This window comes from Streptomyces ovatisporus (assembly GCF_042653885.1).
Lineage (GTDB): Bacteria > Actinomycetota > Actinomycetes > Streptomycetales > Streptomycetaceae > Streptomyces > Streptomyces ovatisporus.
Genome location: NZ_JBHSFH010000013.1, coordinates 202,610 through 215,689, shown reverse-complemented (window position 1 = coordinate 215,689; position 13,080 = coordinate 202,610). Strand labels below are relative to the sequence as shown.

The 13,080-nt window shown below is 69.4% G+C and carries 9 protein-coding genes and 2 pseudogenes; 6 read left to right on the top strand and 5 right to left on the bottom strand.

The window, feature by feature from the left end; genetic code table 11:
- Nucleotides 1–189: 189 nt before the first annotated feature.
- Nucleotides 190–273: pseudogene (locus tag ACFPA8_RS22225) on the bottom strand (IclR family transcriptional regulator); the annotation flags it as partial.
- 93 nt (nucleotides 274–366) lie between these two features.
- Nucleotides 367–1,038: pseudogene (locus ACFPA8_RS22220) on the bottom strand (IclR family transcriptional regulator); the annotation flags it as partial.
- Between the two features lie 268 nt (nucleotides 1,039–1,306).
- Here ACFPA8_RS22220 and metH point away from each other — a divergent pair.
- The 3 genes from metH (at nucleotide 1,307) to ACFPA8_RS22205 (ending at nucleotide 7,571) form a co-directional block, all read left to right on the top strand.
- Nucleotides 1,307–4,831: a methionine synthase gene (gene metH, locus ACFPA8_RS22215; protein WP_386451189.1), complete on the top strand. Its 3,525-nt coding sequence runs from the start codon at nucleotides 1,307–1,309 to the stop codon at nucleotides 4,829–4,831.
- Between the two features lie 107 nt (nucleotides 4,832–4,938).
- Nucleotides 4,939–5,640: an HAD family hydrolase gene (locus ACFPA8_RS22210; RefSeq protein ID WP_386451188.1), complete on the top strand. Its 702-nt coding sequence runs from the start codon at nucleotides 4,939–4,941 to the stop codon at nucleotides 5,638–5,640.
- A gap of 341 nt (nucleotides 5,641–5,981) precedes the next feature.
- Nucleotides 5,982–7,571, top strand: coding sequence for an ABC transporter substrate-binding protein (locus ACFPA8_RS22205; protein ID WP_386451187.1), 1,590 nt, complete (start codon nucleotides 5,982–5,984; stop codon nucleotides 7,569–7,571).
- A 57-nt stretch (nucleotides 7,572–7,628) separates the two neighbouring features.
- Here the strand turns inward: ACFPA8_RS22205 and ACFPA8_RS22200 are convergent, their stop codons facing one another.
- Together ACFPA8_RS22200 and ACFPA8_RS22195 are read right to left on the bottom strand one after the other, a co-directional pair.
- Nucleotides 7,629–8,297: a response regulator gene (locus ACFPA8_RS22200; protein ID WP_386451186.1), complete on the bottom strand. Its 669-nt coding sequence runs from the start codon at nucleotides 8,295–8,297 to the stop codon at nucleotides 7,629–7,631.
- A gap of 46 nt (nucleotides 8,298–8,343) precedes the next feature.
- Nucleotides 8,344–9,282 (bottom strand): RecB family exonuclease, encoded by a 939-nt coding sequence (locus ACFPA8_RS22195; protein WP_386451185.1) that lies wholly within the window; start codon nucleotides 9,280–9,282, stop codon nucleotides 8,344–8,346.
- 200 nt (nucleotides 9,283–9,482) lie between these two features.
- Between ACFPA8_RS22195 and ACFPA8_RS22190 the strand changes: the two genes are divergently transcribed.
- The 3 genes from ACFPA8_RS22190 (at nucleotide 9,483) to ACFPA8_RS22180 (ending at nucleotide 12,645) form a co-directional block, all read left to right on the top strand.
- Nucleotides 9,483–10,928, top strand: coding sequence for a site-2 protease family protein (locus ACFPA8_RS22190; RefSeq protein ID WP_386451498.1), 1,446 nt, complete (start codon nucleotides 9,483–9,485; stop codon nucleotides 10,926–10,928).
- 32 nt (nucleotides 10,929–10,960) lie between these two features.
- A complete protein-coding gene (locus ACFPA8_RS22185; protein WP_386451184.1) occupies nucleotides 10,961–11,893 on the top strand; it encodes a tRNA (adenine-N1)-methyltransferase in 933 nt (310 codons plus the stop codon).
- A gap of 182 nt (nucleotides 11,894–12,075) precedes the next feature.
- Nucleotides 12,076–12,645 carry a hypothetical protein gene (locus ACFPA8_RS22180; protein WP_386451183.1) on the top strand — a complete coding sequence of 190 codons (570 nt, stop codon included), beginning with the start codon at nucleotides 12,076–12,078 and terminating at the stop codon, nucleotides 12,643–12,645.
- A gap of 54 nt (nucleotides 12,646–12,699) precedes the next feature.
- Here ACFPA8_RS22180 and ACFPA8_RS22175 read toward each other — a convergent pair whose 3' ends face one another.
- Entirely contained in the window at nucleotides 12,700–12,999 is a 300-nt protein-coding gene (locus ACFPA8_RS22175; RefSeq protein WP_386451182.1) for a ferredoxin, read from the bottom strand.
- Nucleotides 13,000–13,080 lie beyond the last annotated feature (81 nt).

Genomic DNA, 13,080 nt, shown 5'->3' with positions numbered 1-13,080 from the left:
GGGCGGGCCGGTCCCGTCCGCTGTTCGACAATGCCGACCGCCGACTGGGCAGTTTTGTCCCTGGTGAAGGTCCCGTCAAGGGGTGTGACTCAGGTCTCTTCGGTGCACTTTTCGCACAGGTACGGCGACCCGGGCACGCAGGGCTCCTCCGCCCCGGTGCGGCCGTGTCCGCCCGTACCTCCGGGAGGCTCAGAACCGCCGGGCGCCCAGGTCGCGCGAGACCGCCCGCGCACAGTCCCGTACGGCCGCGACCAGCAGCGGACGCAGTTCGGCCTCCCCGCCCGTCCCGCCCGCGGAGTTCCCGGCGCCCGGCACGGTGCCCGGGCCGGCGGCGCCCGCCGCGGCCCCGACCGGAACCTCCTCGCAGAGCCGCTCCACGGCGCCGGTCACACCGACCGCGCCCACCGGCATCCGCCGGCGGTCCCGGATCGGCGCGGCGATCGACGCCAGGCCCTCCCACGTCTCCTCGACGTCGGCGGCCCAGCCGCGGGCCCGCGTCAGTTCCAGCACGTCCTCGAAGCCGTCCAGGGCGGTGACCGTACGCTCCGTGAAACGCTGCCGCTCGCCGTCCACGGCCTCGCTGTGAGCCACCGGGTCGAAGGCGGCCAGCACCTTGCCGAGGGCCGTGCTGTGCAGTGGCTGCATCACGCCGACCTCGAGCACCTGACGGCTGTTGTCGGGCCGGAAGACGTGATGCACTATCAGCACGCCCTGCTGGTGCAGAACGCCCAGGTAGACGCTCTCGCCACTGGAACGCGCCAGGTCGTCCGCCCAGACCAGGGCGCGTGAGCGCAACTCGTGGACGTCGAGATAGCTGGTGCCCAGCCGCAGCAGTTCGGCGCCCAGCTGGTACTTGCCCGTCGCCCCGTCCTGTTCGACGAAACCCTCCTGCTGGAGAGTGCGCAGCAGCCCGTGCGCGGTGGCCTTCGGCAGTTCCATGGACGCGGCGATGTCGGAGAGGCCCAGCCGCCGTTCTCCGCCCGCCAGGACGCGGAGCACAGCTGCCGCACGTTCGAGCGACTGGATGGTCCGGGCCATCTGGCACCTCCCTGACCTGCTCTCCATGAGCCGCTCTGATACGGGTTCGACAATGCCGAACGGTAGCGCTTGATTTCCGGCTGCGGTAGCCCGGTCCTTCTCGGTCGCTCGTACGAGGGAGGCCGTTCCGCACGCGCCAGCGGTCCACTGTGCGGAATGTCCGGCTGCGCTCTTGTGCTCGCCCGATACCCTGATCAGGTGCGCCGTCCTCTCCGGAGTGGACGGACCCGCATAGCCGACAGCCGTCGCATCCTAGGGAGAACCCTTCATGGCCTCGCCGAGCAGTACGCCCGCTTCCGCTTTCCCCCGGGCAGCCGCCCTGCGAAAGGCGCTCGCGGAGCGCGTGATCGTCGCCGATGGCGCGATGGGCACGATGATCCAGGCGCAGGACCCCAGCCTCGACGACTTCCAGCAGCTCGAAGGCTGCAACGAGATCCTCAACGTCACGCGGCCCGACATCGTCCGCTCGGTCCACGAGGAGTACTTCGCCGCCGGTGTCGACTGCGTCGAGACCAACACGTTCGGCGCCAACCACGCGGCGCTCGGCGAGTACGAGATCACGGAGCGGGTCTACGAACTCTCGGAGAAGGGCGCCCGCATCGCCCGCGACGTCGCCGACGAGTTCGAGGCGGACGGCCGCCCCCGCTGGGTGCTCGGCTCCATGGGCCCCGGCACCAAACTCCCGACGCTGGGCCACGCCCCGTACGCGACGCTGCGCGACGCCTACCAGCGCAACGCGGAGGGCATGATCGCCGGTGGCGCCGACGCGCTGCTGGTGGAGACGACCCAGGACCTGCTGCAGACGAAGGCCGCCGTCATCGGCGCCCGCAGGGCCATGGACGCCCTCGGGGCGCACGACCTGCTGCTCATCTGCTCGGTCACGGTCGAGACCACCGGCACGATGCTGCTGGGTTCCGAGATCGGAGCCGCCCTCACCGCTCTCGAACCGCTCGGCATCGACGTGATCGGCCTCAACTGCGCCACCGGACCCGCCGAGATGAGTGAGCACCTGCGCTACCTCGCGCAGCACTCGCAGGTGCCGATCTCCTGCATGCCCAACGCCGGTCTTCCGGTGCTGGGCAAGGACGGCGCGCACTACCCGCTGACCCCCGAGGAGCTGTGCGACGCCCACGAGGGGTTCGTCCGCGACTACGGCCTCTCCCTGGTCGGCGGCTGCTGCGGTACGACCCCCGAGCACCTGCGTCAGCTCGTGGAGCGCGTGCGCGGCAAGGAACCCGTCACGCGCACGCCGACCCCGGAGCCCGGCGCCTCCTCCCTGTACCAGCTGGTCCCCTTCCGGCAGGACACCTCGTACCTGGCGATCGGCGAGCGTACGAACGCCAACGGCTCCAAGAAGTTCCGCGAGGCCATGCTGGACGGCCGCTGGGACGACTGCGTCGAGATGGCCCGCGACCAGATCCGCGAAGGCGCCCACATGCTCGACCTGTGCGTCGACTACGTGGGCCGTGACGGCGTCGCGGACATGAAGGAGCTGGCCGGGCGCTTCGCGACGTCGTCCACGCTGCCCATCGTGCTGGACTCCACCGAAGTGGACGTCATCCAGGCCGGGTTGGAGAAGCTCGGCGGCCGCGCCGTCATCAACTCCGTCAACTACGAGGACGGTGACGGGCCCGAATCGCGCTTCGCCCGCGTCTCGGCGCTCGCCCGCGAACACGGCGCGGCGCTGATGGCTCTGACCATCGACGAGGAGGGCCAGGCCCGTACGGCCGAGCACAAGGTCGCCATCGCCGAACGGATCATCGAGGACCTCACCACCAACTGGAACATCCCCGAGTCGAGCATCCTCATCGACTGCCTGACGTTCACCATCTGCACGGGCCAGGAGGAGTCCCGCAAGGACGGCATCAACACCATCGAGGCCATCCGGGAGCTCAAGCGGCGTCACCCGGACGTGCAGACCACGCTGGGCCTGTCCAACATCTCCTTCGGCCTCAACCCGGCGGCGCGGATCGTCCTCAACTCCGTGTTCCTCGACGAGTGCGTCAAGGCCGGCCTGGACTCCGCGATCGTCCACGCCAGCAAGATCCTTCCGATCGCGCGGCTGGAGGAGGAACAGGTCAAGACGGCCATGGACCTCATCTACGACCGGCGCAGCGAGGGCTACGACCCCCTTCAGCACCTGCTGGAGCTCTTCGACGGCGTCGACACCAAGGCGATGAAGGCCGGCAAGGCCGAAGAACTGGCCGCGCTGCCCCTGGACGAGCGTCTGCAGCGGCGCATCATCGACGGCGAACGCAACGGCCTCGAAGCGGACCTGGACGCGGCGCTGGAGGAGCGTCCCGCACTGGACATCGTCAACGACACGCTGCTGGCGGGCATGAAGGTCGTCGGCGAACTCTTCGGATCGGGCCAGATGCAGCTGCCGTTCGTGCTGCAGTCCGCCGAGGTGATGAAGACGGCGGTCGCCCATCTCGAACCGCACATGGAGAAGTCCGACGACGAGGGCAAGGGCACCATCGTGCTGGCCACCGTGCGCGGAGACGTGCACGACATCGGCAAGAACCTCGTCGACATCATCCTCTCCAACAACGGCTACAACGTGGTCAATCTGGGCATCAAGCAGCCCGTCAGCGCGATCCTGGACGCCGCCGAGGAGAACAAGGCCGACGTCATCGGCATGTCCGGCCTGCTGGTGAAGTCCACGGTGATCATGAAGGAGAACCTGGAGGAGCTCAACCAGCGCAAGATGGCCGCCGACTTCCCCGTCATCCTCGGCGGTGCGGCCCTGACCCGCGCCTACGTGGAGCAGGACCTGCACGAGATCTACGAGGGCGAAGTCCGCTACGCCCGCGACGCCTTCGAGGGCCTGCGCCTGATGGACGCCCTGATCGGCGTCAAGCGCGGCGTCCCGGGCGTGGAACTGCCGCCGCTGAAGCAGCGCCGGGTGCCCAAGCGTCCCTCGTCCGCCGCCGGTGAGGTACCGGAGGCCGAGGTCAACGACGGTTCGGTGCGCTCCGACGTCGCCACCGACAACCCCCTGCCCTCCCCGCCGTTCTGGGGGAGCCGCGTGGTCAAGGGCATCGGCCTCAAGGACTACGCGTCGTGGATCGACGAGGGCGCGCTCTTCAAGGGCCAGTGGGGGCTGAAGGAGTCCCGCAAGGGTGACGGGCCCGGCTACGAGGAGCTGGTGGAGTCGGAGGGCCGGCCCCGCCTGCGCGGCTGGCTGGAGAAGCTGCACACCGAGAACCTCCTCGAAGCCGCCGTCGTCTACGGCTACTACCCCTGCGTCTCCAAGGGCGACGACCTGATCCTGCTGAACGAGGACGGCAGTGAGCGCACCCGCTTCACCTTCCCCCGTCAGCGGCGCGGGCGGCGGCTGTGCCTGGCGGACTTCTTCCGTCCCGAGGAGTCCGGCGAGCAGGACGTGGTCGGGCTCCAGGTCGTCACCGTGGGGTCCAGGATCGGGGAGAAGACGGCGGAGCTCTTCGCCTCGGACGCCTACCGGGACTACCTGGAGCTGCACGGCCTGTCCGTGCAGCTCGCCGAGGCCCTCGCGGAGTACTGGCACGCCCGGGTCCGTTCCGAGCTGGGCTTCTCCGGGGAGGACCCGGAGGCGATGACCGACATGTTCGACCTGAAGTACCGCGGGGCGCGCTTCTCGCTCGGCTACGGAGCCTGTCCGAACCTCGAGGACCGGGCGAAGATCGCCGACCTGCTCCAGCCGGAGCGCATCGGGGTGGAGCTCTCGGAGGAGTTCCAGCTGCACCCCGAGCAGTCCACGGACGCGATCGTCATCCACCATCCGGAGGCCAAGTACTTCAACGCCCGATAACGGGTACGAGCGAACCATCGTAGAATGGTCGATCCGGTAGAGGCCGGTCGTCCGCTCCTCGGGGAGCGGTCGGCCGGCCTTGTTGTCCCTCACGGAGGTGTACGCGGATGACCAGTTCCACCCCCGCGCTCGGCACTCTGACGGCCGAAGGCCCGTCGTTGCAGGCGGTGCTCCTCGACATGGACGGCACCCTTGTCGACACGGAAGACTTCTGGTGGGACGCCGAGAGCGAGGCATTCGCGGAACTGGGACACGTCCTGAAGGACGAATGGCGGCAGATCGTGGTCGGCGGCCCCATGACCCGCAGTGCCGGTTTCCTCATCGAAGCCACCCGGGCCGACATCACGGTGGAGGAGCTGACGGGGCTGCTCAACGCCAAGTTCACCGAACGGCTCCGGCGGGGCGTGCCGCTCGCCCCCGGGGCCCGGCGCCTCCTGGCGGAGCTGCGCCTGCACGGGGTGCCGACGGCGCTGGTCTCCGCTTCGCACCGCAGCATCGTCGACGAGATGCTCAAATCGCTGGGCGAGGAGCACTTCCACGTCACTATCGCCGGTGACGAGCTGACGCGCACCAAGCCGCACCCCGACCCGTATCTGACGGCCGCGAGGCGGCTGGGCGCCGATCCCGTGCGCTGCGCCGTCATCGAGGACACGGTGACGGGGGTGACCGCGGGGGAGGCCGCCGGCTGTCAGGTGGTCGCGGTGCCGTCGGTGTCACCGATCGAAGCCGCCGAAGGACGCACCATCGTGAAGTCCCTCGAGGAAGTGAGCCTGGCTTTTCTCAGGTCGCTCGTCATGGTGTCCCACTAGGCATTTCCTGCGGGCAGCGGGCTTTTCGGCGGCGATTTGCGAACAGGCCCCCTTGACGCGGCGCGTAGGGGGCAGTGGCATACATCACGCACCCCGCGTCGCCGCCGCTTTCGGTGTGCGGCATGTCCCCTGAAGTGCGACGCAAGTGCCGCTGTGTCCATATTGACCGAGTGTTCGGACAGTTCGTTCAGCTGTCCGTGCAACGGATCGGAGGTGATCCCCACGGGCCCCGAGTCCGTTGGCAGAACGTGCCTTTCGGAATTCTTTCTGTCGATGCTTCAGCTTTCCCTCCCGGCCTTCCGCCGCGTGGAGATTCCGGCCGGAGGAGAGGACCGCCGTTCATGATCCGCAAAACCATCGCGCTGCCCGCGGCAGCCGCTCTTCTGACGTCCCTGCTCGCCGGCTGCGGCGTGGAGCCCGCAGACGGAGGAGGGATCGTCGTGGGTACGACGGACTCCTTCGCAGTCACCGACTCCACCCCGGCGCCCTTCGACCCGGCCGCTTCCTACGACGTCAGCGCCTGGAACGTCATGCGCAACACGTTCCAGACACTGCTCCGGATGCCCCGCTCCGGCACCCGTCCCGTGATGGACGCCGCCGAGCGCTGCGGCTTCGTCGACGAGCAGAACGAGCACTACACCTGCACGCTGCGCAAAGGACTCACCTTCTCCAACGGGCACAAGCTCGACGCGCAGGACGTCGAGTACTCGATCCGCCGAATACTGAACATCCGTTACGCCAACGGACCCGTCTCGCTGCTCACCGGCATCAGGAAGGTCGAGGCCACCGGCGACCGCGACATCGAGTTCCGGCTGAGGAAGCCCGACGCGACCTTCCCGTACAAGCTCGCCACCCCGGCCGCGGCCATCGTGGACAGCGAGACCTATCCCGACGACGGCTTCATCAAGAGCTTCAAGATCACCGGCTCCGGCCCGTACCTCCTCGAAGATCTCGACGACAAGGCCGGCAAGGCGGTCTTCACCCGCAACCCGGACTACAAGGGCGGGCTGAAGATCCGCAACGAGCGGATCGAGCTGCGCTTCTACCCGGACTCCGAGGCGATGGAGAAGGCGCTCCGGGCCGGCGACATCGATCTGATGAACCGTACGATCTCGCCCAAGCAGGTGGCGAAGCTGGAGGCCGCCGGCGACGACCGAGTCGACCTGGTCGAGCAGCCGGGGCAGGAGATCCGCTACATCGTCTTCAACACAGAGGACGAGACGATGGGCCGCCGCTCGGTCCGGCGGGCGATGGCCGAGATCATCGACCGCAAGGAACTCGTACGGGACGTGTACGCGCGCACGGCGGAACCGCTCTACTCACTGGTGCCCTCCGGCGTGACGGGGCACCGCAACTCCTTCTTTAACGAGTACGGCGAGCCCGGCAAGGACGCCGCCCGCGACATCCTGGAGGAGGCGGGCGTGGAGATCCCGGTGAAGATGGAACTCGCCTACACCACGGACCACTACGGCAGCGTCACCGAGAAGGAGTTCGAGAACATCGAGGAGCAGCTGGACGACAGCGGGCTCTTCAAGGTGAAGACCAAGGGCGTGCCCTGGGCGAAGTACCGCACCGCGGCGCTGAAGGGCAAGTACGAGGCCTACGGCTACGGCTGGTTCCCCGACTTCCCGGACGCCGACAACTACATCGCCCCGTTCTTCGAGAAGAACAACTTCCTCGGCAGCTCTTACACCAACCCCGAGATCCGCGACCAGCTGATACCGCAGACGCGCCGCGTGGCCGACCGGGTCCGCACCGCCGACGGCTTCGGACGCGCGCAGGACATCGTCGCCGAAGAGGTGCCGGTGCTGCCGCTGTGGCAGGGCAAGCAGTTCATCGCGGCGCGCGACGACATCACGGGCGTGGAGTGGGCGCTCAACTCCTCCTCCGTGCTGCAGCTGTGGGAGCTGGCCCGCAGCGACGTCAGCTGACCGGAGGTCAGCGCCGGACCGCTCGCCCGCAGTCCGGCACTCCGTCCGTCCCGGTGGTCACGCGCCGGGACGGACGAGCCCGCTCTCGTACGCGTAGACGGCGGCCTGTACGCGGTCGCGCAGCCCGAGCTTCGTCAGTACATGGCCCACGTGCGTCTTGACCGTCGTCTCGGAGACGAAGAGGTCGGCGGCGATCTCCGAGTTCGACAGACCGCGTGCCACCAGCTTCAGCACCTCCACCTCACGCTCCGTCAGCTGGTGCAGCGCGTCGGGCACGGGCTCCTCGCCGGAGGGCAGCTTCCCCGCGTACTTGTCCAGCAGGCGGCGGGTGATGCTGGGGGCCAGCATCGCCTCGCCGTCGGCCACCACCCTGATCGCCTGCACCAGCTCGGCGGCCGGTGCGTCCTTCAGCAGGAAGCCGCTGGCGCCGGCACGCAGGGCCTCCACCACGTACTCGTCCAGATCGAAGGTCGTCAGCACCAGCACCTTCGCGGGACCGTCCTTCGCGGGCCCGGTGATGCGGCGGGTCGCCTCGACGCCGTCCATCCTCGGCATGCGGATGTCCATCAGCACCACGTCCGGCTGCAACGCCCGCACCTGGTCCAGCGCCTGGAGGCCGTCACCGGCCTCACCGACCACGGCGATGTCCTGCTCCGCCTCGAGGATCATCCGGAAACCGGTGCGCAACAGCGGCTGATCGTCTACCAGCAGAACGCGGACAGCCACGGAATCTCCTCCAGCGGGCGGCGGGGGCATGTGGCCCCATTCTTGCTCAAGGCTGCGCCGGCGACTCCCGGGACCCGTCGGTACGCGGCTTGGGCAGCCGGGGCTGGACGGTGAGCGGATAGGGCGGGGGAGAGCCTCCGAACTCGGGGCAGTGCGCCTGATGGTCGCACCAGTCGCACAGCCTGCTCCGCCGGGGGCGCCAGTCGCCGGTCTCCGTCGCCCGGGTGATGGCCTCCCACAGGGCCAGCAGCCTGCGTTCGACACGCAGCAGATCGTTCTCGTCGGGATCGTAGGTGAGCACGTCGCCGCTGCCGAGGAAGACGAGCTGCAGACGCCTCGGCACCACACCGCGCAGCCGCCAGACGACCAGCGCGTAGAACTTCATCTGGAACAGCGGACCGTCGGTGTACTGCGGGGGCGGTGCCTTCCCCGTCTTGTAGTCCACGATCCGCACCTCGCCCGTGGGAGCGACGTCGACGCGGTCGATGATGCCGCGCAGCCGCAGTCCCGAATCGAGCTTCGTCTCCACGAACAACTCGCGCTCGGCGGGCTCCAGACGGGTCGGGTCCTCCAGCGAGAACCACCGTTCGACGAGTGCTTCGGCCTCCGCGAGCCACAGGGCGAGCTGCTCCCCGTCGAGCGCGGTCCCGCCGTCCTCACCGGCCTCACTGTCCGTACCCGCCGCACCCGCCGCACCGCCGCCCTCCGTGGCGAACAGCTCCCGCAGCTCCGGCCGTTTGGCCAGCAGCCGCTCCCACTCGCCGACGACGAGGGACCGGGCCCGCCGTACGCTGCGGTGCTCGGCCGGTGCGTCGAAGAGCCGCTCCAGCACCGCGTGCACGACCGTTCCGCGCGTGGCGGCTGCTGAAGGTTTCTCAGGCAGTTTGTCGATCACCCGGAAGCGGTAGAGCAGCGGGCACTGCATGAAGTCGCTGGCGCGGGACGGTGAAAGGGAGTTGGGCGGCGAGGCGACTCGGGTCTTCATGGGGTACGACCCTAGGGCCCCGCACCGACAGCGGACGCATACCATCGAGGACGACGCACCGCACTACCGATCATGGGACCGGCAGCGCTGCGGAGTGCGAGGAAAGCGGCAGAGGGGAACCCGTGGCGGACACGGACAACGACGGCAGGCCGCAGGACGGCTCCGGCGGCTCCGGCGAACCCGGAAGGGAGGGAACGGGCATGGACCGTGTCCCTGACCGTCCGGACAGCCGCACGCAGCCGGACGGGAAGCCGGAGAGCGACGTGCCGCCCGGACCGGCATCGGGCACCGGCGACGAGGGCACCGGCAGCCCGGGGACAGGCACCGGGGCAGGGCCCGACGAGGACCCGACCGCTCAGGGCACCGGCACCGGCACCGGCACTGAGAGCGACCCCCCTCCCGGCCCCGCCGCCGAGCACCCGCAGGCTCCTCGGCCCGAGTCCGGACGCTCCCAGCGGGCCACCCCCCTCGCCACCGACAAGGTCCGCCGCAACGGCCCTTTCGGAGGCGGCATCCTGATGGGCCGTCCCTTCGGAGTCCCCGTCTACGTGGCACCCAGCTGGTTCCTCGTCGCCGCACTCATCACCTGGGTCTTCGGCGGCCAGCTCGACCGCGTCCTCCCGCAGCTGGGCGCACTGCGCTACCTCATCGCGCTCTTCTTCGCAGTCGCCTTCTACGCGTCCGTGCTCGTGCACGAACTCGCCCACACCGTCGTGGCACTGCGCTTCAAGCTGCCTGTCCGCCGTATCCAGCTCCAGTTCTTCGGCGGCGTCTCGGAGATCGAGAAGGAGGCCGAGAACCCCGGACGTGAGTTCTGGCTCGCCTTCGTCGGGCCTCTGCTCTCCCTCGTGCTCGCGGCGCTCTTCTACGGCGGGATGCAGGTCGTCAGGCCCGGCACCGTCCCCGGTGTGCTGCTGGCCGGCCTGATGATCTCCAACCTCATCGTGGCGGTCTTCAACCTGCTCCCCGGCCTGCCGCTGGACGGCGGCCGCATGCTCCGCGCGCTGGTCTGGAAGTTCAGCGGACGCCCCATGACCGGCACCGTCTTCGCCGCCTGGACGGGCCGGGCCCTCGCCGTCGCCGTACTGATCGGGCTGCCGCTGGCCACCTACGCCGGCGGCTTCACCCAGCAGAGCATCGGCGGCGTCGACTCCCTCATGGACGCGCTGCTCGCCGCCATCCTCGCCGCGATCATCTGGACCGGCGCCGGCAACAGCCTGCGCATGGCCCGGCTGCGCGAACACCTCCCGGATCTGCGCGCCCGTGCGCTCACCAGGCGTGCCGTCCCCGTCACCGCCGACACACCGCTCTCCGAGGCCCTGCGCCGCGCCAACGAGGCCGGAGCCCGCGCCCTCGTCGTCGTCGACGGCCTCGGGGCTCCGCTCTCGCTCGTACGGGAAGCCGCCATCGCCGGGATTCCCGGGCACCGCCGCCCCTGGGTGGCCGTCTCCACCCTCGCGCAGGACCTGAAGGAGGGTATGCGCGTCCCCGCGGAGCTGGCCGGCGAGGAACTCCTGGAGTACCTGCGAGCCACCCCCGCGACCGAGTACCTGGTCGTCGAGGAGACCGGCGAGATCTACGGCGTCCTCGCCACCGGAGACGTCGAGCGGGCCTTCGTCGCGGCCATGGCGAAGCCCTCGGCGTGAACGCCGCAGCGCACACCCGTTAGTCTGTGCGCATGTCCGAACCGACCGGTGCAGCCCGCCGTCGCGGGCCCTTCAAGGTCGGGGACCAGGTCCAGCTCACCGATCCCAAGGGACGCCACTACACGTTCACGCTCGAAGCAGGGAAGAGCTTCCACACCCACAAGGGAGCCTTCCCCCACGACGAGCTGATCGGCGCTCCCGAGGGCAGTGTCGTCCGTACCACGGGAAACGTCGCCTATCTCGCGCTGCGCCCCCTGCTCCCCGACTACGTCCTGTCCATGCCGCGCGGAGCCGCCGTCGTCTACCCCAAGGACGCGGGTCAAGTCCTGGCGATGGCCGACATCTTCCCCGGGGCGCGCATCGTCGAGGCCGGCGTCGGCTCCGGCTCCCTGAGCACGTTCCTGCTGCGCGCCATCGGCGACCAGGGCATGCTGCACAGCTACGAGCGCCGCGCCGACTTCGCCGAGATCGCCCAGCAGAACGTCGAGCGCTACTTCGGCGAACCGCACCCCGCCTGGACCCTCACCGTCGGCGACCTCCAGGACCATCTCTCGGACACCGAGGTCGACCGCGTCATCCTTGACATGCTCGCCCCCTGGGAGTGCCTGGAGGCGGTCTCCAAGGCGCTCGTTCCCGGCGGCATCGTCTGCTGCTACGTCGCCACCACGACGCAGCTTGCGCGCATGGTCGAATCCATCCGCGAGCACGGCACGTTCAACGAGCCGCAGGCATGGGAGACCATGGTCCGCAACTGGCACGTGGAAGGTCTCGCGGTACGCCCGGACCACCGCATGATCGGCCACACCGGCTTCCTGCTGACGGCCCGCCGCCTCGCCGACGGCGTGGAGCCGCCGCTGCGCCGCCGTCGTCCCGCCAAGGGCGCCTACGGCGACGACTACACAGGCCCGGGCAGCACCTCCGGCAGCTCCGGGAAGGACTCCGGAAACTCTACGTCCGCAGGCTGAGGCAGCTGCACGCACGCCTGTCCGCCCTGCTCGCCGGGTCCTGAACTCGGGGGCAGGGCGGAGGAGTTGACTCCCCGCCAGAAACCGCGGGCAGAAGTGCCGACCCGGCCGTTCCGATGCGGTGTGACGTATGGCACGATGCTGGGCATCCCCCAGCACACACTTCACAGGAGTCACCCGGCGTGACGGAACTGCCGCACACCCGTACCCGCATGGTGCACTGGCTGAGCACGGCTGTGGCGCTCGCCGCCGTCGTCGGCGCCTCGTCGTTCATCCAGCCCGCCGACGCCAGCGCCCAGGCCACGCTCTCCGTCAAGGCCGCCGGCCCCGCCCCCGACCCGGAAGCGGCACGCTTCCCTGTCGACTGCGGAAAGGGCCCAGGCGTCAAGGTCGATGTGGTGGACCACGGTTCGGCGGATTTCGACGGGGACGGACGGAGCGAGACGGTCGCCTCCGTACGCTGCCACTCGGGCACCGGCACACCGCCCAACGCCCTGTACGTACTGGCAGCCGCAGCCGATCCGGAGGCCCCGCCGCGCGTGGTCGCCACGATGCTGCGCACCAAGGAGCGCATGACCGTCCAGGACCTGAAGGTCCGCGGCACCACCGTCTCCGCGAAGCTCCTCGGCTACTCCTCGCCGTCCGTGCCCAGCTGCTGCCCGGACAAGCAGCGGAGGGTGAAGTGGGAGTGGAAGGACGGGAAGTTCGCACTGGAGGCGGCGCCCGTCCCAGGCGCTCCGGAGAGCGTCTGAGGGCAACGGGCCGCTCTCAGCAGCCCTTTCCGGACACGGCGGGTGTCCGCTTCGTCACTCTGCGGACTCGTCGGCGTCGGGGCCGTAGACCTCAACGCTGTCCGAAACCCTGCGTACATGGATGCAGTCGCCCGGGCATTCCTTCGCGGAATCCACGACGTCGTCGAGGAGCGGAAGCGGCACCGGCGTCGCAGCGCCCTTCTCCTGAAGCAGTTCGTCCTGGGCGTCTTTCACGTAGGCCAGGCCGTCGATGTCCAGCTCGAACACCTCTGGTGCGTACTGCGCGCAGATGCCGTCGCCGGTGCACAGGTCCTGGTCGATCCAGACCTCGAGTGCGTCGTTCCCGGTGCTCATCCTGTCGCCTGCCGTTCCTGCGGTCGTGAGGGAAGCTGCCGCCCACCAAGGGCTGTTGACCACCTCGACCCTACAACCGGC

What these genes read in the sequence shown, in the direction of transcription:
- metH (WP_386451189.1), top strand. Translation starts at nt 1,307, where the DNA reads ATGGCCTCGCCGAGCAGTACGCCCGCTTCCGCTTTCCCCCGGGCAGCC.
- ACFPA8_RS22210 (WP_386451188.1), top strand. Translation starts at nt 4,939, where the DNA reads ATGACCAGTTCCACCCCCGCGCTCGGCACTCTGACGGCCGAAGGCCCG.
- ACFPA8_RS22205 (WP_386451187.1), top strand. Translation starts at nt 5,982, where the DNA reads ATGATCCGCAAAACCATCGCGCTGCCCGCGGCAGCCGCTCTTCTGACG.
- ACFPA8_RS22195 (WP_386451185.1), bottom strand. Translation starts at nt 9,282, where the DNA reads ATGAAGACCCGAGTCGCCTCGCCGCCCAACTCCCTTTCACCGTCCCGC.
- ACFPA8_RS22190 (WP_386451498.1), top strand. Translation starts at nt 9,483, where the DNA reads ATGGACCGTGTCCCTGACCGTCCGGACAGCCGCACGCAGCCGGACGGG.
- ACFPA8_RS22185 (WP_386451184.1), top strand. Translation starts at nt 10,961, where the DNA reads ATGTCCGAACCGACCGGTGCAGCCCGCCGTCGCGGGCCCTTCAAGGTC.
- ACFPA8_RS22175 (WP_386451182.1), bottom strand. Translation starts at nt 12,999, where the DNA reads ATGAGCACCGGGAACGACGCACTCGAGGTCTGGATCGACCAGGACCTG.